Origin of the sequence: Pseudomonas sp. LG1D9 (assembly GCF_002949995.1) — a bacterium.
Taxonomy (GTDB): Bacteria; Pseudomonadota; Gammaproteobacteria; order Pseudomonadales; family Pseudomonadaceae; genus Aquipseudomonas; species Aquipseudomonas proteolytica.
The window spans coordinates 967,728-989,210 of the sequence record NZ_CP026881.1 but is presented as its reverse complement, the minus strand read 5'-3'; the positions used below and the strand labels follow the sequence as shown (position 1 = coordinate 989,210).

The window sequence follows — 21,483 nt, the reverse complement described above, 5'->3', positions numbered from 1 at the left end:
GGCGTGTTGTTCTGTGTCAGGCGTTGACCCGAGCTTCGCTGGCAAGGCGGGCAATCGCCATGTCCAACTCATCGAGGGCGGCGATGGCCTTGGCGTCATCTTGCTTGAGCAAGGTTTCGGCGCGCTGGCAGGCGGCGCGTAATTGCGGCACGCCGCAGTAGCGGGTGGCGCCATGCAGGCGGTGGACCCGTTCGATCAGCGCGTTATTGTCGTTGGCTTCGCGGGCGATGCACACCGCCTCGCGGTCGGCTTCCAGGGACGCTAGCAGCATGGCCAGCATGTCGGCGGCCAAGTCTGCCTTGCCGGCCGCCAGGCGCAGGCCTTCCTCATGGTCCAGCACTGGCAGTTGGGCGGCGGGGCCGTGGCCTTCGACGGCGCGCTCCGGGCCTTGATTGCGCAAGGCCAGGCCGGTCCATTTCAGCACCACTTGGGCCAGTTGCCGCTCGCTGATGGGTTTGGTCAGGTAGTCATCCATGCCGCTTTGCAGCAGGGCGCGTTTTTCATTGGCCATGGCATGGGCCGTCAGCGCGACGATAGGCAGCGGTGTGCCATGGCGCTCGCTTTCCCACTGGCGAATCGCCTCGGTGCTCTGGCGCCCGTCCATACCGGGCATCTGCACATCCATCAGCACCAGGTCGAAGGCTTCTTTTTTCACCGCTTCGATGGCGGTATAGCCGCTTTCCACGGCTTGGACCTTGGCGCCCATGTCTTCGAGCAGGGTCTGTACCAGCAGCAGGTTGGCCGGGTTGTCATCGACACACAGCACCCGTGGTGCGCGGCTGGACAACGGTTCGCCGGGCTCGCTGCGCAACGGCCGCGGGCTGATCAGGTCGGACAGTGCCCGGCGCAATTTGCGGGTGCAGGCCGGTTTGGCCTGCAGCTGGCTGTTGGGGTTGGGCACCGACAGGTTGAACAGCAATTGCTCGGTGGTCGGGCACAGCACCAGGACTTTGCAGCCCAGGTGTTCGAGGTCCCACAGGTGTTGGTTGAGGCGTTCCGGCGGAATGTCATTGGCGGTGATGCCCAACACCGCCAGATCGATGGCATGTTCGGTCTGGTGCGCGCTGGTGATGCCGTTGGTGAGGTTCTCCAGGCTGTTGAACGGCGTGACCTCCAGGCCACAGTCTTCCAACTGGTGTTGCAGGGCCTGGCGCGCCAGTTCGTGATTCTCCAGCACCGCCACGCGCCGGCCCAGCAGCGGCGGGGAGGGCAGGTCTTCGATATCGTCGCGGGTCTTGGGCAGGTTGAGGCTGATCCAGAACTCCGAACCCTGGCCCGGCGTGCTGTCGACGCCGATTTCACCGCCCATTTGCTCGATCAGGCGCTTGGAGATCACCAGGCCCAACCCCGTGCCGCCGGGCTGGCGGGACAGTGAGTTATCGGCCTGGCTGAAGGCCTGGAACAGGGCGCGTACATCCTGGTTGGACAGGCCGATGCCGGTGTCCTGCACGCTGATGCGCAGTTGTACGCTGTCTTCCTGCTCGTCTTCAAGCATGGCCCGGGCCACGATAGTGCCCTCGCGGGTGAACTTGATGGCATTGCTCACCAGGTTGGTGAGGATCTGCTTGAGACGCAACGGGTCGCCCACCAGGGACAGGGGCGTATCGCGGTAGACCAGGCTCACCAGCTCCAGCTGTTTGGCGTGGGCGGCCGGGGCGAGAATGGTCAGGGTGTCTTGCAGCAGGTCGCGCAGGTTGAACGGAATATTGTCGAGTACCAGCTTGCCGGCTTCGATTTTCGAGAAGTCGAGAATTTCGTTGATGATACCCAGCAGGTTGTCGGCGGATTTTTCGATGGTGCCCAGGTAATCCAACTGACGGGGCGACAGCTCGCTTTTCTGCAGCAGGTGGGTAAAACCGAGGATGCCGTTGAGCGGCGTGCGGATTTCATGGCTCATATTGGCCAGGAACTCCGACTTGATGCGGCTGGCTTCCAGGGCCTCCTTGCGGGCCAGGTCCAGCTCGATGTTCTGGATCTCGATGGTTTCCAGGTTCTGGCGCACATCTTCGGTGGCCTGGTCGATACTGTGTTGCAGTTCTTCCTGGGCGTTTTGCAGGGTTTCGGCCATGCGGTTGATACCGGACGCCAGTTGATCCAGCTCCTGGCTGCCCAAGGGCGGCAAACGGGTTTCCAGGTTGCCATCCTTGAGCTGCGCCACCGCTTGCTTGATCTGCCCGATGGGTGAGTTGATCGTGCGGCTGATGCGCAGTGCCAGGGCCGCGGTGCAGATCAGGCCGACGGCGATCAACAGGAGGCTGGCGAACAGGCTGCGATAGCCGCGTAGCAACATGCCGTTGTGGGATAGTTCCAGCTCGACCCAGCCCAGCAGGCGGTCGGCTTCGTCGGGAATCAGCTCGCCGGCGAGGTTGCGATGGCGGCCGAACACGGGCAGCAGGTAGCGGGTGGCGTCATTGTCGGTGCGTTGCAACAAGTGTGAGCTGTTGCCGATGGGCGGTGGGTTGAGCATGGTCGGGCCGGCATGGGCCAGGGACGAGCGGTCGGGCGCCAGGAAGGACACGGCCCGCACATCGACTTGTTCCAGGGACTGGGTAGCGATGCGCTCCAGCAGATCGATGTTCTTGCTGCCCAGTGCCGGTGCCACCAGCGGCGCCAACTGTTCGGCGATCATCTCGCCGCGATTGAGCAGCTGGGTTTGCAGGTCCGAAAGCTGCATCCAGGTGAAATAACCGCCCAGCAGCAATGCCATCAGGCTGGTAGGCAACAAGGTCAGCAACAGTACGCGGCCTTTTATCCCCATTCTTCTTAGCACGCCACTCTCCCGCTACCACACTGATGTCGACATTCTACGCAGGCATCCGGCCCGCGCTACCTGCGCAGTGTAGCCATATGAGGGGCTTGGAATCTTGCAAAAAATGCTTGAGAGGGCGATGGCGGGATTATTGAGCGGCAGTAACGGCGGGTATCGCTGCCTCCCTGATCGTCAAAGCGTGCGCGTACTTCGGTAGGCGCTGGCTTGTCCGCGATGGCCATAGGTATCTACACAACTTTGCCGCAACGCCTAAATCCAGGCAGATAGCGCCGTTGTGGCGAGCGGGCTTGCCCCGCGCTGGGCTGCGAAGCAGCCCCAATAAGCCGAATGCGTTGTACCAGATACACCGCAGCGGCTGGTTTTGGGGCTGCTTCGCAGCCCAGCGCGGGGCAAGCCCGCTCGCCACGGGGGAGTTCGTCAGTTTCTGAAAGTTGTGTAGATACCTATGCCGCGATGGCGCCAGCCGGGACCCCTCTGCTCCTGAACTGAGGGGCCGCCTTCTATCGATTACGCTGCTGGCGCTTTTTCCATTGATGACCCACCCACCACCGCCAATACACCATCGTCAGGCAGTACGCCAGCGCGCCCAAGACCAGCCCCATCACCACCGAGCCCAGCAGGAACGGCTGCCACATGGTCGACAGTTGCCCACTGATCCATTCCCAGGTCAGTTCGTCGGGCAGGGTGCGCGGTGGGATGTTCATCAGCCAGGTGCCGGTCATGTAGGTGCAGAAGAACACCACCGGCATGGTAATTGGGTTGGTCAGCCATACCAGGCTCACGGCAATGGGCATATTGCCGCGCACGCAGATGGCGAGGACGGCCGCCAGCAGCATCTGCAAGGGGATGGGAATGAAGGCGGCAAACAGGCCGACAGCCATGGCCCGGGCAACCGAGTGCCGGTTGAGGTGCCAAAGGTTGGGGTCATGGAGCAGCGTCCCGAGAAAGCGTAAGGACTTGTGTTCCCGAATGCTGGTCGGATCGGGCATGTACCGTTTGAATAAGCGCCGTGGCATAGGGGGTCCAGGTCAGTTCGAGGGGCAAGTATGCCCGTATTCTACGAACGGGAAATTCAGACTTTGTGACAAAAAATCATAGTCCTCCCGGAACCACTCGGCTAACACTCAATGGGTCACTTTCAAGGAATGATCCATGCGTACAGGGATGTTTGCGCTGGCGTTGGGGCTGCTGGCGTTGCGCCTGCTGCCTGCCTTGCCGCCGGTCGGTTGGTTGCTGGTGTTGCCGGTGGTGGCGTTGATGCTGCTGCCGTTTCGAACTTATCCGCTGGCATTTTTCCTGTTGGGCCTGGGGTGGGCCTGTTTCAGCGCGCAACGGGCCCTCGACGACCGACTCAGCCCCGCATTGGACGGCCAGACTCGCTGGCTGGAAGGGCGCGTCAGCGGGCTGCCGCAGCAGGCCAATGGGGTGGTGCGCTTCGAGTTGAGCGACAGCCGGTCACGTCAGGACCGGCTGCCCCAGCGTATTCGCGTGAGCTGGCAGGGTGGCCCCGCAGTGCGCAGCGGTGAGCGCTGGCGTTTGGCGGTGACCCTCAAGCGTCCCGCCGGCCTACTGAATTTCCATGGCTTCGACCAGGAGGCCTGGCTGTTGGCCCAGCGTGTGGGGGCGATCGGTTCGGTCAAGGATGGCCAGCGCCTGGCGCCGGCCCGGCATGCCTGGCGCGATGGGATCCGCCAGCAGTTGTTGGCAGTCGATGCCCAGGGCCGCGAAGCCGGGCTGGCTGCACTGGTGCTGGGCGACGGCTCCGGTCTGGCCGCCGAGGACTGGCGCATTTTGCAGGCCACTGGCACCGTGCATCTATTGGTCATCTCCGGTCAACATATCGGCCTGTTGTCGGGCTTGATCTACGCCCTGGTGGCCGGGCTGGCCCGCTACGGCGGCTGGCCCAGGCGCTTGCCCTGGCTGCCTTGGGCCTGCGGCCTGGCATTTACCGGCGTGCTGGCCTATGGCGTGCTGGCCGGTTTTGAAGTGCCGGTGCAGCGGGCCTGTGTAATGGTGGGGCTGGTGCTGCTGTGGCGCTTGCGGTTTCGCCATCTGGGGATCTGGTGGCCACTACTGCTGGCCCTGAATGCGGTGTTGATCATCGAGCCGCTGGCCAGCCTGCAACCGGGGTTTTGGCTGTCGTTTGCCGCCGTGGCCGTGTTGGTGCTGGCCTTCGGCGGCCGCCTGGGGCCATGGCGCGCCTGGCTTGCCTGGACCCGTGCCCAATGGCTGATCGCTATTGGTCTGTTCCCGCTGCTGCTGATCCTCGGCCTGCCCATCAGCTTGAGCGCGCCGCTGGCCAATCTGTTTGCCGTGCCGTGGATCAGCCTGCTGGTGCTGCCGTTGGCGCTGGCGGGCACGCTGTTGCTGGCGCTGCCGTGGCTGGGCGGCGGCCTGCTGTGGCTGGCGGGTGGCGCACTGGATTGGCTGTTCATGGCCCTGGCCATGCTGGCCGAGCGCGTACCGGCCTGGATGCCTGCCGAGGTGCCCGTTGGCTACTGGTTGCTGAGCCTGCTGGGGGCACTGCTGTTATTGATGCCCAAGGGCATTCCCTTTCGCCTGCTGGGTTGGCCCCTGTTGCTGCTGGCGGTGTTCCCGCCCCGCGAATCGATCCCGTTGGGGCAGGTAGCGGTGGAGCAACTGGATGTCGGCCAGGGCCTGTCGATAGTGCTGCGCACCCGCAACCACGTGCTGTTGTATGACGCCGGTCCGCGGCTTGGGGAGTTTGACCTCGGTGAGCGCGTGGTACTGCCGGCGCTGCGCAAGCTGGGGGTTGGCCAAGTGGACTTGATGCTGCTCAGTCACGCCGACGCCGACCATGCCGGGGGCGCTGCGGCGGTTGCGGCGGTTGCGCGCGGGTTGCCGGTCAAGCGGGTGGTGGGCGGGGAAACCCAGGGCCTGCCAGCGTTCCTCCAGACCCAGGCCTGTGTCAGCGGTGAGCAATGGGAATGGGACGGTGTGGCGTTCCAACTGTGGCAATGGGCGGATGCCAGCAACGGCAATGCGAAGTCCTGCGTGCTGCAAGTCCAGGCCAATGGTGAGCGCCTGCTGCTGACCGGCGATATAGACCGCGAGGCCGAGCGGGCCTTGCTCGCCACGCCCCTGGCGGTCGCCACTGATTGGCTGCAAGCGCCCCATCATGGCAGTCGCAGTTCCTCGTCATGGCCGTTCGTCCAGCGAGTCGCCCCCAAGGCCGTGTTGATCTCCCGCGGGCGTGGCAACTCCTTTGGCCATCCGCACCCGCAAGTACTGGCGCGTTACCGGTATTTGCGCAGCGCCATTTATGACAGCGCCGAGCAGGGCGCCATCCGCCTGCGCCTGGGGGCTTTCCAGGCGCCGGTCATGGCACGCAGCCAGCGTCGTTTCTGGCGCGCGCCTGTCATTGACAGTTACCAAAGGCCGGTGCCTGCGACATGATGGCTGTCGGCGGGCAGGCCCTTCCTCGTCAGCCTATATGCTAAAGTGGCGCACTTTTTCGAGGGGACATTCACTGTGTGGGAATTGGTCAAATCCGGCGGCTGGATGATGTTGCCGATCATTCTGAGCTCCATCGCCGCACTCGGCATCGTTGCCGAACGCCTGTGGACCCTGCGTGCCAGCCGCGTGACCCCTGATCATCTGCTGGGGCAGGTCTGGCGCTGGATCAAGGACAAGCAACTGGACAAGGAAAAACTCAAGGAATTGCGGGCCAATTCCCCCCTGGGCGAGATCCTCGCCGCCGGCCTTGCCAACTCCAAGCACGGTCGCGAGATCATGAAGGAATGCATTGAAGAAGCCGCCGCCCGGGTTATCCACGAGCTGGAGCGCTATATCAATGCCCTGGGCACCATCGCCGCGATGGCACCGTTGCTCGGCTTGCTTGGCACGGTACTGGGCATGATCGATATCTTCAGCGCCTTTACCGGTTCGGGCATGACCACCAACGCCTCGGTATTGGCCGGGGGGATTTCCAAGGCCTTGATCACCACGGCTGCGGGCTTGATGGTGGGTATCCCGGCGGTATTCTTCCACCGCTTCCTGCAGCGCCGCATCGATGAACTGGTGGTGGGTATGGAGCAGGAGGCGATCAAGCTGGTGGAAGTGGTCCAGGGCGACCGTGACGTCGACCTGGTCGAGGGCAAAGCGTGAAATTTCGCCGCAAGCCTCGGGAAACCGTCGATATCAACCTGGCGTCGTTGATCGATGTGGTGTTTATCCTGTTGTTGTTTTTTGTCGTCACCACCACCTTTACCCGGGAAACCCAACTGCGGGTCGAACTGCCGGAAGCCGTCAGCGGCTCGCCGGCCGAAGATCAGCAGCTCAAGCAGTTGGAGATCACCATCAGCGCCGAAGGGGTGTTTTCGGTGAACAACCAGTTGCTTGAGAAGAACGACGTGGCCAGCGTAATGGACGCGCTGCAGAAGGAGTCCGGCGGTGATACGCAAATGCCGCTGTCCATCAGCGCCGATGGCAAGACCCCGCACCAGGCCGTGATCACCGCAATGGATGCTGCCGGCAAGCTCGGTTTCAGCCATTTGCGCATGACCACCGTCGAGGCGGCGGGGCAGCCTTGATGGCCTTGTCCGATCGTTTGCTCAAGGCCTGGTACGAGGGCCATCCGGCGCTCAAGCTTCTGCAACCGTTGGAGGCGCTCTATCGCCGGGTGGTCAAGCGCAAGCGCGACCGGTTCCTGGCGGGCGAGGGGACGATCTACCAATCACCGGTGCCCATCGTCGTGGTCGGCAATATCACCGTGGGCGGCACGGGCAAGACGCCGTTGATCCTGTGGTTGATCGACCATTGCCAGCGCAGTGGCCTGCGGGTTGGCGTGGTCAGCCGTGGCTACGGGGCCAAGCCGCCGCAGTTGCCCTGGCGGGTGCAAGCCAGCGATAGCGCGCAAGTGGCCGGTGACGAGCCCTTGCTGATCGTGCAGCGCAGTGGCGTCCCCCTGGTGATCGACCCTGATCGCAGCCGTGCGGTGCAGGCCCTGCTCGCCAGCGACACCCTGGACCTGATCCTGTCCGACGATGGCCTGCAGCATTACCGCCTGGCCCGTGACCTTGAACTGGTGCTGATCGACAACGCCCGCGGCCTGGGCAATCGCCGCTGCCTGCCTGCCGGGCCGCTGCGCGAGCCGGTCGAGCGCCTGCGCAGCGTCGATGCGCTGCTCTACAACGGCGCCGGGGCTGATCGCGAGGATGGCTTTGCCTTCCGCCTGCTGCCCACCACCCTGGTCAACCTGCTGACCGGCGAGCGCCAGCCACTGGACCATTTTCCGCTGGGCCAGCGGGTGCATGCGGTCGCCGGTATCGGCAACCCGCAACGTTTCTTCAATACCCTTGAAACGCTACACTGGCTGCCGATACCCCATGCGTTTGCCGACCATGCGCCCTACAGCGCCGAGGTCCTGAATTTTTCGCCATCACTGCCGCTGGTCATGACCGAAAAGGACGCGGTGAAGTGCCGCGCCTTTGCCCAGGCACACTGGTGGTACCTTGCAGTCGATGCGGCACCGTCACCGGCGTTTATCGCCTGGTTCGACACGCAACTGATGCGCCTGCTGCCGGCTCGACTTTTGCCTTAAAACGCTTTTATCCAGGAAACCCCCATGGACACCAAACTGCTCGATATCCTCGCTTGCCCGATCTGCAAAGGCCCGCTCAAGCTCAGCGCCGACAAGACCGAGCTGATCAGCAAAGGCGCAGGCCTTGCGTACCCGATCCGCGACGGCATCCCGGTGATGCTGGAAAGCGAAGCCCGTACCCTGACGACCGACGAGCGCCTGGATAAATGACCACTGCCTTCACTGTTGTCATCCCGTCGCGCTATGCCTCCACCCGCCTGCCCGGCAAACCTTTGCAGATGATCGGCGGCAAGCCGATGATCCAACTGGTCTGGGAACAGGCCTGCAAAAGCAGCGCCCAGCGCGTTGTGGTGGCCACTGATGACCTGCGGATCATCGAGGCCTGCAAGGGTTTTGGCGCCGAAGCGGTGCTGACCCGTGAAGACCACAACTCCGGCACCGACCGCCTGGCGGAAGTTGCCACGCACCTGGGCTTGGCGCCGGACGCCATCGTGGTCAACGTGCAAGGCGACGAGCCGCTGATCCCGCCGTGTGTCATCGACCAGGTCGCCGCCAACCTGGCCGCCCATGCCGAAGCGCGCATGGCGACCCTGGCCGAACCGATCGAAGACATTGAGACCTTGTTCAACCCCAATGTGGTCAAGGTCGTCAGCGACATCAATGGCCTGGCCTTGACCTTCAGCCGTTCGACCCTGCCCTGGGCGCGCGATGAATTCGCCAGGCAACGTGACGTCTTGCCAGCCGGCGTGCCGTATCGTCGCCATATCGGTATCTACGCCTACCGCGCCGGTTTCCTGCATGACTTCGTCAGCTGGGGCCCATGCTGGCTGGAAAACACCGAGGCCCTGGAGCAACTGCGGGCCCTGTGGCACGGCGTGCGCATTCATGTCGACGATGCCATGGAAGCCCCGCCGGCCGGCGTCGATACGCCGGAAGACCTTGAGCGCGTGCGTCGGTTGCTGGGGGCTTGATGGAAGTCCTGTTTGTTTGCCTGGGCAATATCTGCCGCTCGCCCACCGCCGAAGGCGTCCTGCGCCATAAATTGCGGGCTGCCGGGCTGGCCGACCAGGTCGAGGTGGCCTCCGCCGGCACCGGCGAATGGCATATCGGCAAGGCGCCGGACAAGCGCAGCCAGCAAGCGGCGCTGCGCCGTGGCTACGACTTGTCGGCCCAGCGTGCCCAGCAGGTGTCGCGCGCCGACTTTGCGCGTTATGACCTGATCCTGGCCATGGACCAGAGCAACCTGCGTAACCTCAAGGCCATGCAACCGGCCCAGGGCAAGGCAGAGTTGGACCTGTTCCTGCGCCGCTACGACTCGGCGGTGGATGAAGTGCCGGATCCGTATTACGACGGCGAGCAAGGTTTTGAGCAGGTCCTGGACCTGATCGAGGCCGCCTGTGATTTGCTGGTGATCGAATTGAAGGGGCGTTTATGAGCCTGGATGTACAGCCCCAGGTTTCCCTGAAGGCCTTCAACAGTTTTGGCATTGATGTGCGTGCGCAGTTGTTCGCCGAAGCCCATAACGATGCCGATGTGCGCGAGGCCCTGGCCTATGCGGCGGCGCAACAGCTGCCGTTGCTGGTGATCGGGGGCGGCAGCAACCTGCTGCTGACCCAGGACATCCCGGCGTTGGTATTGCGCATGGCGACCCAGGGTATCCGGGTGCTGCACGACGACGGCCAGCAGGTTGTGGTGGAAGCCGAGGCGGGGGAGGCCTGGCATCCCTTTGTGCTGTGGACCCTTGCACAAGGGTTCTCTGGCCTGGAAAACCTCAGCCTGATTCCCGGTACGGTCGGTGCGGCACCGATGCAGAACATTGGCGCCTACGGGGTCGAGATCAAGGATGTGTTCGCCGGCCTGACCGCCCTCGACCGCCAGACCGGCGAGTTGCGGGATTTCAGCCTGGCAGAATGCAACTTCGCCTACCGCGACAGCCTGTTCAAGCACGAAGTGGGGCGCTGGCTGATCCTGCGCGTACGCTTTACCTTGAGCCGCGTGGCGCACTTGCAACTCGGCTATGGCCCGGTGCAACAACGCCTGGCTGAGCAGGGCATTACCCAGGCGACACCGAGCGATGTCAGCCGGGCCATTTGCAGCATTCGCAGTGAGAAACTGCCCGACCCTGCGGTCTTGGGCAACGCCGGTAGTTTCTTCAAGAACCCGCTGGTGTCCCAGGTGCTGGCGACGCAATTGAAGCTGCAGTATCCCGATCTGGTGGCTTACCCCCAGGCCGATGGCCAAGTGAAACTGGCGGCCGGCTGGTTGATTGAAAAGGCCGGCTGGAAAGGCTTTCGCGACGGAGATGCTGGTGTGCATCGCTTGCAGGCGCTGGTGCTGGTCAACTACGGCGCGGCCACGGGCCTGGAGATTTCCAGCCTGGCCCAACGCATCCAGCGCGATATCGCCGAGCGCTTCAAGGTCGATCTGGAAATGGAGCCCAATCGTTATTGAGCTACGCTTCTAGCGTGTTGAACAAAGCCCTGCATTGCAGGGCTTTTTTGTTAATGCTGGGTTAACTTAGCAGGCTAACGATGCCTGTTTATCGTTTTATAGATACTGTTTATCAAAGGCCCGGTGAAAGGTCGGTGTTGTTCGTGCAGGGAATGGTAGGAGCGAGCTTGCTCGCGAAGATCGTCAACGATGACGTGGGCGCTCTGAATCAACGTGGTGTCCTGGCGTTTTTCGTGAGCAGGCTCGCTCCTACAGTGATGCACATTCCCTGACGCAACACCTGTCTTCACAAGAGAGCCCGATTAGCCTGAGCCATCTGCGTGAACCAACTCCGCTCCCCTGAAAGCGGCAGATAGCTCGACCCCATAATCCAATCACTATGCGGGCGTGCCCATGATTACTCTCAAACTCAACGGTCAAGATCATCCGCTGGATGTCACCGAGGACATGCCCCTCTTGTGGGCGATCCGCGATGTGGCGGGTTACAACGGCACCAAGTTCGGTTGCGGCATGGGCCTGTGCGGCGCCTGCACTATCCATATCGATGGCTCGCCGGCCCGCAGTTGCATCACGCCTATTGGCTCGGTCAAAGGGCAGAACGTCAGCACCATCGATAACCTGCACAATGACCCGGTTGGCCAGGTTGTGCAGCAAGCGTGGCTGGACACGGCAGTGGCCCAGTGTGGTTACTGCCAGGGTGGGCAGATCATGTCGGCTACGGCACTGCTGAAAACCAACCCCAATCCCAGCGATGCGCAGATTGAAGAGGCCATGGTCGGCAACATCTGCCGCTGCGGCACGTACAACCGTATCAAAACAGCGATCCGCCAGGCCGCGACGCATCTGCAGGGGGACAAGGCATGAGCCAGTTGCCAAGCAATTTCGCCCTGAACAACCTGAGCCGCCGAGGGTTCCTTAAAGGCGTCGGTGCGACCGGTGCGCTGGTGGTGGCCGCCAGTTGGGGCCTGCCCCAGGCCTTTGCCGAGGAGGTGAAGCAATACGGCGGGGCAGCCATGCCCAACGGCGTGATCGATGACCCCAAGGTGTATGTCAGCATCGCCACCGATGGCACTGTCACCGTGATCTGCAACCGCTCCGAAATGGGCCAAGGCGTGCGCACCAGCCTGACCATGGTGGTGGCCGACGAGCTGGAGGCCGATTGGGCGCTGGTGAAGGTTGCGCAGGCCCCGGGCGATGAAGTGCGTTTTGGCAACCAGGATACCGACGGTTCGCGCAGCATGCGCCACTGGTATGAACCGATGCGCCGTTGCGGCGCAGCCGTGCGCAGCATGTTGGAACAGGCTGCCGCCGAGCAGTGGAAAGTGCCGCTGGGCGAGTGCCGTGCGCAGTTGCATAAAGTGATTCACCAGCCCAGCGGCCGTGAGCTGGGCTATGGTGCCCTGGCTGCAGCCGCCGGTGCGCTGGCGGTGCCGGCGCGGGACAGTCTGCGGCTCAAGCAGCCATCGGAGTTTCGCTATATCGGCAAGGAGGCCACCAAGGCCATCGACGGTGCTGATATCGTCAACGGCCGGGCGGTGTACGGCGCCGATGTGCATTTTGACGGCATGTTGTTTGCGACCATTGCGCGGCCCAAGGTGTATGGCGGCAAGGTCAAGTCGTTCGATGCCAGCGCGGCGTTGAAAGTCCCCGGGGTGATCAAGGTCCTGCAAATCGAAAGCCGGCCCGTGCCCTCGGAGTTCCAGCCCTTGGGCGGCGTAGCGGTGGTCGCCAGCAATACCTGGGCGGCGATCAAGGGGCGTGAAGCGCTGCAGATTGTCTGGGAGGACGGCGTCAATGCCGGCTACAACTCCATCGACTACCGTAAGACCCTGGAAGCCGCGGCCCTTGAGCCCGGCAAAGTGGTGCGCAATACCGGCAGCATCGACCAGGCCCTGAGCGATGCCGACAGCACCCTGGAAGCCGCGTATTACTTGCCACACCTGGCGCAGTCGCCCATGGAGCCGATGGTTGCCGTGGCCCGTTATCAAGACGGGCAATGCGAGGCCTGGGCGCCGAGCCAGGCGCCGCAGGTCACGCGGGAGCGGGTCGCCGAGCGCCTTGGCTTGCCATTCGATAACGTCACGATCCACGTCACCCTGTTGGGCGGCGGCTTTGGGCGCAAGTCCAAGCCGGACTTCATCATTGAAGCTGCGGTGCTGGCCAAGGAGTTTCCCGGCAAGGCCGTGCGCGTGCAGTGGACCCGTGAAGACGATATCCATAACTCCTACTTTCACACCGTGTCTGCCGAGTACCTCAAGGCCGGCCTGAACAACGACGGCATGCCCTCCGCCTGGCTGCACCGCACCGTGGCGCCGAGCATCACTGCGCTGTTTGCGCCGGGCATGAACCATGAGGCCGCGTTCGAGCTGGGCATGGGCTTTACCAACATGGCCTACGCCATTCCCAATGTGCGCCTGGAAAACCCCGAGGCCGCCGCCCACACCCGTGTGGGTTGGTACCGTTCGGTGTCGAACATCCCCCATGGTTTTGCCATCCAGAGCTTTGTCGATGAGCTGGCGCACAAGGCTGGCCAGGATCCGCTGAAATATCAGCTCAAGCTGCTGGGCCCGGATCGTCAGATCGATCCACGCACCTTGAGTGAAGAGTGGAACTACGGCGAGTCACCCGAGCGTTACCCGATTGATACGGCGCGCATGCGTGGCGTGCTCGAGACCGCGGCCAAGGCTGCCGGTTGGGGCCGCACGCTGCCCAAGGGGCGTGGCCTGGGGCTGGCGGTGCATTACAGCTTTGTGACGTATGTGGCGGCGGTGATCGAGGTGGAGGTCAAGGGCGATGGCACGCTGATCGTGCACAAGGCGGATATCGCCGTGGATTGCGGCCCGCAGATCAACCCGGAACGCATCCGCTCGCAGTTCGAGGGCGCTTGCGTCATGGGCTTGGGGAATGCGGTCCTGGGAGAAATCAGCTTCAAGGATGGCAAGGTCCAGCAGGACAACTTCCATATGTACGAAGTGGCGCGCATGTCCCTGGCTCCCCGGGAAATTGCCATACATTTGGTCACGCCGGCAGGCGAGGTCCCCCTCGGCGGTGTGGGTGAGCCGGGCGTGCCGCCGATTGCGCCGGCGCTGTGCAATGCGATATTTGCCGCCACCGGCAAGCGCATCCGTAACCTGCCGGTGCGTTATCAGTTGCAGGGTTGGCAGCAGGAGGCGCAGGCCTGATGGACAGCGTGGATCTGAATGTCCTGCGCAGCGTGCTGGAGTGGCGCCGCGCAGGGCAGCGGGTGGTGCTGTACAGCGTGGTCCAGACCTGGGGCAGCGCACCACGGCCGCCGGGGGCGATGCTGGCCCTGCGTGGCGACGGGGTGGTGATCGGCTCGGTATCCGGTGGCTGCATCGAAGATGACCTGATCGCCCGCCTGCACGATGGCCGCTTGTCAGACGATGGGCCGCCGGTGCAGTTGGTGACCTATGGCGTTACCCGCGACGAAGCGGCGCGTTTTGGTCTGCCATGCGGCGGTACCTTGCGCCTGACGGAGGAGCGTGTGGAGGAATATGCCTGGGTGGCGGAGTTGCTGGCGCGTTGTGAGGCCCATGAAATTGTGGCGCGGGAACTGGACTTGGCGACGGGCAGTGTGCGCTTGAGCGTGGCGAGCAAGTCCGACATCGTCAGTTTTGACGGTGAGCGTTTGCGGGCCATCTACGGTCCGCGCTGGCGCCTGTTGCTGATCGGTGCGGGCCAGTTGTCGCGTTATGTGGCAGAAATAGCGCGCCTGTTGGATTTTGAAGTACTGATCTGCGATCCCCGTGCGGAGTTTGTGCATGGCTGGGAAGAACAGCACGGGCGCTTTGTGCCGGGAATGCCCGATGAGGCGGTGCTCAATATCCAGACGGACGAGCGCACGGCCATTGTTGCCCTGACCCACGATCCGCGCCTGGACGATATGGCGCTACTGACCGCGTTGAACTCCCGGGCGTTCTACATCGGTGCCCTGGGTTCACAGCTCAATAGCCGCAAGCGTCGGGAAAACCTCGCGTTACTGGGCCTGGGGGCCGAGGCAATTGCGCGGCTGCACGGCCCGATCGGTCTTCATATTGGCAGTCATACGCCGGCAGAGATCGCCTTGTCCCTGATGGCGCACATCGTCGCGATCAAGAACGGTGTGGAAGTGTTGCAAGCCAAACCCGTACGGGAGGCGGTCAGTTGACGAGTGCGATCACCGCAATCGTCCTGGCGGCGGGGCAGGGCAGCCGGTTCCGTGCGCAAAGCGGGCAGGACAAACTGCTGGCTCATTGTGTGGGGCGTGATGGGGTGACACGGCCGGTCTTCGAGCATGTGTTGCTCAACCTGCCGGCCAGCATCACTCGGCGGTGGGTCGTTACATCGCCTGCGTGCAGCGAGGTCATCCGTCTGGCCACGGATCATGGCTGTGAAGTGTTGCTGCTGGAGTCGGCAGGCATGGGGGACAGCATCGCGGCAGGGGTGGCGGCCAGTGGTCCGGCAGCGGGTTGGCTGGTGGTGTTGGGGGATATGCCGTTTATTCAGGCGTCGAGCATTGAGCGGGTGATAGAGCGGGTGGATGGGATCAGTGTGCCGGTGCACGCCGGCCGGCAGGGCCATCCCGTTGCATTTGGCCAGGCATTGGGGCTCGCCTTGATGGAACTGACGGGGGATCGTGGTGCCAAGGCCCTGTTTGCCCAGGCTGATGTTCGGGAGGTGCCGGTGGATGATCCCGGGGTGTTGTGGGATGTGGATGTGCCGCAAGCACTGGAATTCAGGTAGGGGGTGGCTTGGCCGCGATGGCGGCCTCAAGCTCACCGCGCCTTCTCTCTACCGCCATCGCGGCATAGGTATCTACACAACTTTCAGAAACTGATCAACTCCCCCGTGGCGAGCGGGCTTGTCGGAACGCCGCATCGCCCGCGCTGGGCTGCGAAGCAGCCCCAAAACCAGCCGATACGGCGTATCTGGTACAACGCATTCGGCTTATTGGGGCTGCTTCGCAGCCCAGCGCGGGACAAGCCCGCTCGCCACAACTGCGCTATCTGCCTGGATTTAGGTGTTGCGGCAAAGTTGTGTAGATACCGATGGCCATCGCGGGCAAGCCCGCTCCCACATGATCTCTGTCGTTGAATGGAGCGCGTAAAAAAGCCCCGCCTGATTGCTCAGGCGGGGCTTTTTAGTTGCCGTTGGAATCAGGCGAGGGGTTTAGGCTCGTGCTCTTCTTCCAGGGCTTTGGGGTTGTGCTCTACCACTTCTTCAACGGAACGCAGGTTCTCGTCGATGACCGGGGCAGTGTGCTCAACTTCAGCTTCGATGGCCGGTGCTTGCGCAACGGCCTCGACTACGGCCGGGGCCGCTGCCGCTGCTTCTTCGGCTTCTTTCTGCAGGCGCTCGGCTTCACGCTTGCGACGACGCACTTCACGCGGGTCGTTAGGCGCACGGCCGTTTTCGGTGAGGGCGCTGGCAGGGGCTTCGACCACTGGGGCGGCCACTTCGGCTACCACTGGGGTTTCCACCACCACCGGAGCCGGCTCGGCAACCACGACTGGTTCTGCAACCACCGCAGGTTCGGCGACAGGTGCTGGAGCTTCCTCTACCGGAGCCGGGGCTGGTGCTTCGGCGACGACGGCTGGCTCGGCAGTCCACTGGAAGGCGGTCTGTTCTTCGCGAACTTCACGCACTTCTGGGGTTGGCTCGGCAACTGGCGCTTCGACAACCGCTTCAACCACAGGCTGTGGCTCAACCACGACCGCAGGTGCGGCCACGACTTCGGCTTCAGCTTCAGGCTGGGCTTCGTGAACCGGTGCAACTTCCACTTCTGGCGCGGCAGGTGCTTCGACCACGGTGGTCGCTTCGACAACCGGTGCTTCGACGACGGCAGTTTCCTGCACGGCAGCGGTGGCACGTTCGGCCTGCTGGTTGGCTTCGGCTTCGGCAGGGGCGCTGATGACCGAGCTGGCAACCGCTGCGGTCACGGCCAGGCCGGCAGCCAGTTCGGTGCTGGTCGGCTCGTTGTTGGCTGCTTCTTCAGTGGCTTCGCCGGTCTCTTCCGAGCCTTCGATCACGTTGCCGTTGGCATCACGTTGACGCTCACGACGGTTGCTGCGACGACGCTGGCCACGGGAGCGGCGGCGTGGACGATCGCCTTCGGCGTTGTCCTGGCCATCTTCCTGTGGCTGTTCGTCGTTGCTCAGCAGTTCTTCTTCACTGGCGGCGGCAGCTTGCTCGGCACGTGGTTGACGCTCTTCACGCGGTGGGCGTGGGGCGCGTTCTTCACGGGGCTGGCGGGCCGGACGTTCTTCGGTCGCGGTATCCACTGCAACAGCGCCAGCGGCGGCCACGGCTGGAGCGGCGTCCAGTGGCTCGCGCAGTTCACGTACACGTTCTTCACGCTCGCCACGCGGCTTGCGATCTTCACGTGGGGCGCGAGGCGCGCGCGGTGCGCGTTCTTCACGTGGCGCACGCTCTTCACGCGGAGCACGTTCTTCACGGGCTACGGCCGGAGTTTCTTCACGGGCTTCGCGCGGTTGACGCTCTTCACGTGGTGCGCGTTCTTCACGCGGTGCACGCTCTTCGCGAGGCTTGCGTTCTTCGTCACGGCGACCGTTGCGGTTACGGCTCTGCTGGCGACCGTTGCGACGCTCTTCGTTGCGTGCAGGGCGTTCAGCGGCAGGCTTCTCGACCACGGCTGGAGCAGCAGGCTCTTCCTTGGTGGCGAACAGGCTGACCAGCGACTTCACCAGGCCCTTGAACAGGCTTGGTTCCGGCAGGGAAGCAGGCGCGGCAACCGGGGCAGCGGCTTCAGCCGGCACGGGTGCATTGGCACGGGCCGGCGCGGTCTTGACGGCAGCTTCCTGGCGAACCAGGGTGCGGGTCGCGGCGGCTGGCTGGACTTCTTCGACTTCGGCAGCAGCCGCGGCGATTTCGTAGCTGGACTGGCCGCTGTGGGCTTCCGGGCTGTCGTCACGCAGGCGCTGGACTTCGAAGTGCGGCGTCTCGAGGTGATCGTTCGGCAGGATCACGATGCGGGCACGGGTGCGCAGTTCGATCTTGGTGATCGAGTTGCGTTTTTCGTTGAGCAGGAAGGCGGCGACCGGGATCGGCACTTGCGCGCGGACTTCGGCGGTGCGGTCTTTCAGGGCTTCTTCTTCGATCAGGCGCAGGATCGCCAGGGACAGCGATTCAACGTCACGGATGATGCCGGTGCCGTTGCAACGCGGGCAGACGATGCCGCTGCTCTCGCCCAGGGATGGACGCAGGCGCTGACGGGACATTTCCAGCAGGCCGAAGCGCGAGATGCGGCCAACTTGCACGCGGGCACGGTCGGCTTCCAGGCATTCGCGGACTTTTTCTTCCACGGCGCGCTGGTTCTTGGCTGGGGTCATGTCGATGAAGTCGATCACGATCAGGCCGCCGATATCACGCAGGCGCAGTTGGCGAGCGATCTCTTCGGCTGCTTCCAGGTTGGTCTGCAGGGCGGTTTCTTCGATGTCGCTGCCTTTGGTGGCGCGCGCCGAGTTGATGTCGATGGACACCAGGGCTTCGGTCGGATCGATGACGATGGAGCCACCGGAAGGCAGTTCGACTACACGCTGGAAGGCGGTTTCGATCTGGCTTTCGATCTGGAAACGGTTGAACAGCGGTACGCTGTCTTCGTACAGCTTGATCTTGCTGGCGTACTGCGGCATCACCTGGCGGATGAAAGTCAGGGCTTCGTCCTGGGCTTCAACGCTGTCGATCAGCACTTCGCCGATGTCCTGGCGCAGGTAGTCGCGGATGGCGCGGATGATCACGTTGCTTTCCTGATAGATCAGGAATGGAGCGGAGCGGTCCAGGGATGCTTCTTTAATAGCAGTCCACAGTTGCAGCAGGTAATCGAGGTCCCACTGCATTTCTTCGCTGCTGCGGCCAAGGCCGGCAGTGCGCACGATCAGGCCCATGTCGGCCGGGGCGATCAGGCCGTTCAGCGCTTCACGCAGTTCGTTGCGCTCTTCGCCTTCGATGCGACGGGAGATGCCGCCGGCACGCGGGTTGTTCGGCATCAGGACCAGGTAACGGCCAGCCAGGCTGATGAAGGTGGTCAGGGCTGCGCCCTTGTTGCCACGTTCTTCTTTTTCGACCTGGACGATGACTTCCTGGCCTTCGCTCAGGACGTCCTTGATGTTCACGCGGCCTTCAGGGGCTTTCTTGAAGTATTCGCGGGAGATTTCCTTGAGGGGCAGGAAGCCATGGCGCTCAGAGCCAAAATCGACAAAGGCAGCCTCAAGGCTTGGCTCGATGCGAGTAATCCGGCCTTTATAGATGTTGGCCTTCTTCTGCTCGCGTGCACCGGACTCGATGTCCAGGTCGTAGAGGCGTTGGCCATCTACCAGTGCAACACGCAACTCTTCGGGTTGAGTTGCGTTAATCAGCATTCTTTTCATGTTGTACCGTCGGTTTCCGGGCTGCCGGAAACGGCGTTCGGCACACACGACTTCTCACGGTCGGTGTCAGGTGCGTCAAGAGTGGTTGGCCACTCCAGTGTCCAGCAATACCGGCCAATTGGGCTGGTATCGCGACTTACGCGTCCTGCTTGCTGTGGTGACTTAATAAGCACTCAGTCAGGAGGAGGAATCAACCGGCGACTGTGGACGAGATGAAGCGTCTAAATATAAGCCTAGTGCTACACAGTCCGACGGTTGTGCATCTCCACCCTACACGTATCCCTGATAATTCGGGTGCTGCCGCGCGCAGAATCCGCAGCGGGTTGGCATTTACCGTGTTCTCCAATGGGGAGTTCACGCTCATGGCTAATAACAGGCGTTGTTTCCGAAGCATTCGCCGTGGTCTGGTACAAGACTGACTGCACTTTGTGAACTGGCCGTAAATATCGGCGCAATAGGCGAGTAATCACTCTGCTTATCGCACTCGCTTCAGGCCTCATGTCACCTGCGCTTGTTACAATCTTGAGCCTTCCAGTGTGGCAAGAGCCCCGTAGGACGGCCTCGCGTCCTGATGAATTGCGATGGTCAGGGGCGGCAGTTTGCCGCGAGTCCTCTGTCCAGGCCGCTTTTGGCGGCGTTCGCGACTATAGCAGCAATGATTAAGTGCTTCAATTCCATAAAAAATTGTTATCATTCCCGCCATGACGACTACCACCCCCCCGACCCCCAGCGTCCAGCTGCTTGAGGTCTCGCCGGAATATGCCGGCCAACGCATCGACAATTTTCTTCTGGCCAGGCTCAAAGGCGTGCCCAAGACCTTGATTTATCGCATTTTGCGTAAAGGCGAAGTGCGGGTGAACAAGGGTCGGATCAAGCCTGAGTACAAGCTGCAGGCGGGCGATATCGTCCGGGTGCCGCCTGTGCGGGTGCCTGAGCGTGACGAGCCCGTGCCGCTGGCCCAGGGCCTGTTGCAACGCCTCGAAGCCTCGATTGTCTTCGAAGACAACAAGCTGATCGTGATCAACAAGCCGTGTGGCATTGCGGTTCATGGCGGCAGCGGCCTGAATTTCGGGGTGATCGAAGCCTTTCGTCAGTTGCGTCCGGATGCCAAGGAGTTGGAGTTGGTCCATCGCCTGGATCGCGATACCTCCGGCCTGCTGATGATCGCCAAGAAGCGCAGCATGTTGCGCCACCTGCATACCGCCTTGCGCGGCGATGGCGTGGACAAGCGGTATATGGCCCTGGTGCGTGGCAATTGGGCATCGTCGATCAAGAGCGTGCGTGCGCCGTTGCAGAAGAGCAACCTGCGCTCCGGCGAGCGTATGGTCGAGGTGGACGAGGAGGGCAAGGAGGCGCTGACCCTGTTCAAGGTGCTACGGCGTTTCGGCGACTTTGCGACCATGGTCGAGGCCAAGCCGGTGACCGGGCGTACCCACCAGATTCGCGTACATACCTTGCACGCCGGCCACTGTATTGCTGGTGATACCAAGTATGGCGACGAGGGGTTCTCCAAGGAAATCCGTGATCTGGGCGGCAAGCGCCTGTTCCTGCACGCCTACATGCTGACGGTGCCGTTGCCAGATGGTGGTGAATTGAAGTTACAGGCGCCCGTCGATGAGATGTGGGCCAAGACCGTGGAGCGCCTGAGTGTCGCGCCCTGACTATAAACTGCTGATTTTTGACTGGGATGGCACCCTGTGCGATTCCATTGGCCGGATTGTCGAGTCCATGCATATGGCCTCGACCCGCTCCGGCTTTGAGCTGTGCAGTGACCTGGCGGTCAAGGGCATCATTGGCCTGGGTTTGCCCGAAGCCATTCGTACCTTGTACCCGCAGATATCCGACAGTGAACTGGTAGCGTTCCGCGAGCACTACGCCGATCACTACATTGCCCTTGAGTCCGAACCTTCGCCTTTGTTCGATGGGGTGGTGCAGTCCCTGGCGGCATTGCGTGAGCAGGGCTATCACCTGGCAGTGGCGACCGGCAAGGCCCGGCGCGGGCTGGATCGGGTGCTCAAGGCCAATGGCTGGGAAGATTACTTCGACGTCACACGGGCCGCCGATGAAACCGCGAGCAAGCCTCATCCGTTGATGCTGGAGCAGATCATGGCCCATTGCGGCGTTTCTGCTCGTGAGTCGTTGATGGTCGGCGATGCCTCGTTTGACCTGCTGATGGCGCGCAATGCCGGCATGGACAGTGTTGCCGTCAGTTATGGCGCCCAGTCCCCGGAAGCGCTGCTGGCTTACGAGCCGCGCCTGACGATCGACAGGTTTTCGCAATTGCACGCCTGGCTCAACCAGGCCCGTTAAGT

Annotated in this window: 17 protein-coding genes; 14 read left to right on the top strand and 3 right to left on the bottom strand. The window is 62.7% G+C overall.

Going from position 1 to position 21,483, the window contains the following annotated elements:
• Nucleotides 1-16 precede the first annotated feature (16 nt).
• Both C5F71_RS04805 and C5F71_RS04800 read right to left on the bottom strand, forming a co-directional pair.
• Nucleotides 17-2,770: a response regulator gene (locus tag C5F71_RS04805; protein ID WP_029299730.1), complete on the bottom strand. Its 2,754-nt coding sequence runs from the start codon at nucleotides 2,768-2,770 to the stop codon at nucleotides 17-19.
• 500 nt (nucleotides 2,771-3,270) lie between these two features.
• Nucleotides 3,271-3,786 carry a DUF2062 domain-containing protein gene (locus C5F71_RS04800; RefSeq protein ID WP_029299728.1) on the bottom strand — a complete coding sequence of 172 codons (516 nt, stop codon included), beginning with the start codon at nucleotides 3,784-3,786 and terminating at the stop codon, nucleotides 3,271-3,273.
• Between the two features lie 136 nt (nucleotides 3,787-3,922).
• On the opposite strand from C5F71_RS04800, the gene C5F71_RS04795 reads away from it, so the two are divergent.
• From C5F71_RS04795 to C5F71_RS04735, 12 genes are all read left to right on the top strand, one after another.
• Complete coding sequence (locus C5F71_RS04795) at nucleotides 3,923-6,187, top strand: DNA internalization-related competence protein ComEC/Rec2 (RefSeq protein WP_256588116.1); 2,265 nt, start codon at nucleotides 3,923-3,925, stop codon at nucleotides 6,185-6,187.
• Between the two features lie 75 nt (nucleotides 6,188-6,262).
• Nucleotides 6,263-6,898 carry a MotA/TolQ/ExbB proton channel family protein gene (locus tag C5F71_RS04790; RefSeq protein ID WP_029299724.1) on the top strand — a complete coding sequence of 212 codons (636 nt, stop codon included), beginning with the start codon at nucleotides 6,263-6,265 and terminating at the stop codon, nucleotides 6,896-6,898.
• The gene (locus tag C5F71_RS04785; RefSeq protein ID WP_029299722.1) at nucleotides 6,895-7,323 is read left to right on the top strand and encodes a biopolymer transporter ExbD; all 429 of its coding nucleotides are present in this window, start codon (nucleotides 6,895-6,897) and stop codon (nucleotides 7,321-7,323) included. The genes C5F71_RS04790 and C5F71_RS04785 overlap by 4 nt, the downstream gene beginning before the upstream one ends.
• Entirely contained in the window at nucleotides 7,323-8,333 is a 1,011-nt protein-coding gene (gene lpxK, locus C5F71_RS04780) for a tetraacyldisaccharide 4'-kinase (RefSeq protein ID WP_104910739.1), read from the top strand. Before C5F71_RS04785 ends, lpxK begins: the two co-directional genes overlap by 1 nt.
• Before the next feature lie 24 nt (nucleotides 8,334-8,357).
• The gene (locus C5F71_RS04775; protein ID WP_003174668.1) at nucleotides 8,358-8,543 is read left to right on the top strand and encodes a Trm112 family protein; all 186 of its coding nucleotides are present in this window, start codon (nucleotides 8,358-8,360) and stop codon (nucleotides 8,541-8,543) included.
• A complete protein-coding gene (kdsB, locus tag C5F71_RS04770; protein ID WP_070994651.1) occupies nucleotides 8,540-9,304 on the top strand; it encodes a 3-deoxy-manno-octulosonate cytidylyltransferase in 765 nt (254 codons plus the stop codon). The genes C5F71_RS04775 and kdsB overlap by 4 nt, the downstream gene beginning before the upstream one ends.
• Nucleotides 9,304-9,768 carry a low molecular weight protein-tyrosine-phosphatase gene (locus C5F71_RS04765; RefSeq protein WP_029299713.1) on the top strand — a complete coding sequence of 155 codons (465 nt, stop codon included), beginning with the start codon at nucleotides 9,304-9,306 and terminating at the stop codon, nucleotides 9,766-9,768. Before kdsB ends, C5F71_RS04765 begins: the two co-directional genes overlap by 1 nt.
• Complete coding sequence (gene murB / locus C5F71_RS04760; RefSeq protein WP_104910738.1) at nucleotides 9,765-10,784, top strand: UDP-N-acetylmuramate dehydrogenase; 1,020 nt, start codon at nucleotides 9,765-9,767, stop codon at nucleotides 10,782-10,784. The genes C5F71_RS04765 and murB overlap by 4 nt, the downstream gene beginning before the upstream one ends.
• A gap of 393 nt (nucleotides 10,785-11,177) precedes the next feature.
• On the top strand, nucleotides 11,178-11,648 hold the full coding sequence (locus tag C5F71_RS04750; protein ID WP_029299710.1) for a (2Fe-2S)-binding protein: 471 nt from the start codon (nucleotides 11,178-11,180) through the stop codon (nucleotides 11,646-11,648).
• On the top strand, nucleotides 11,645-13,966 hold the full coding sequence (locus tag C5F71_RS04745) for a xanthine dehydrogenase family protein molybdopterin-binding subunit (protein ID WP_104910737.1): 2,322 nt from the start codon (nucleotides 11,645-11,647) through the stop codon (nucleotides 13,964-13,966). The genes C5F71_RS04750 and C5F71_RS04745 overlap by 4 nt, the downstream gene beginning before the upstream one ends.
• The gene (locus C5F71_RS04740; RefSeq protein ID WP_104910736.1) at nucleotides 13,966-14,952 is read left to right on the top strand and encodes an XdhC family protein; all 987 of its coding nucleotides are present in this window, start codon (nucleotides 13,966-13,968) and stop codon (nucleotides 14,950-14,952) included. Before C5F71_RS04745 ends, C5F71_RS04740 begins: the two co-directional genes overlap by 1 nt.
• Nucleotides 14,949-15,527 carry an NTP transferase domain-containing protein gene (locus C5F71_RS04735; RefSeq protein WP_169887934.1) on the top strand — a complete coding sequence of 193 codons (579 nt, stop codon included), beginning with the start codon at nucleotides 14,949-14,951 and terminating at the stop codon, nucleotides 15,525-15,527. The genes C5F71_RS04740 and C5F71_RS04735 overlap by 4 nt, the downstream gene beginning before the upstream one ends.
• Nucleotides 15,528-15,940: 413 nt before the next feature.
• On the opposite strand, the gene rne is transcribed toward C5F71_RS04735, so the two are convergent.
• Nucleotides 15,941-19,171, bottom strand: coding sequence for a ribonuclease E (gene rne / locus C5F71_RS04730; protein ID WP_177410397.1), 3,231 nt, complete (start codon nucleotides 19,169-19,171; stop codon nucleotides 15,941-15,943).
• A gap of 701 nt (nucleotides 19,172-19,872) precedes the next feature.
• Between rne and rluC the strand changes: the two genes are divergently transcribed.
• Both rluC and C5F71_RS04715 read left to right on the top strand, forming a co-directional pair.
• A complete protein-coding gene (gene rluC / locus C5F71_RS04720) occupies nucleotides 19,873-20,832 on the top strand; it encodes a 23S rRNA pseudouridine(955/2504/2580) synthase RluC (RefSeq protein ID WP_005790558.1) in 960 nt (319 codons plus the stop codon).
• Nucleotides 20,819-21,481: an HAD-IIIA family hydrolase gene (locus tag C5F71_RS04715; protein WP_104910734.1), complete on the top strand. Its 663-nt coding sequence runs from the start codon at nucleotides 20,819-20,821 to the stop codon at nucleotides 21,479-21,481. The genes rluC and C5F71_RS04715 overlap by 14 nt, the downstream gene beginning before the upstream one ends.
• The last annotated feature ends 2 nt before the right edge of the window (nucleotides 21,482-21,483 follow it).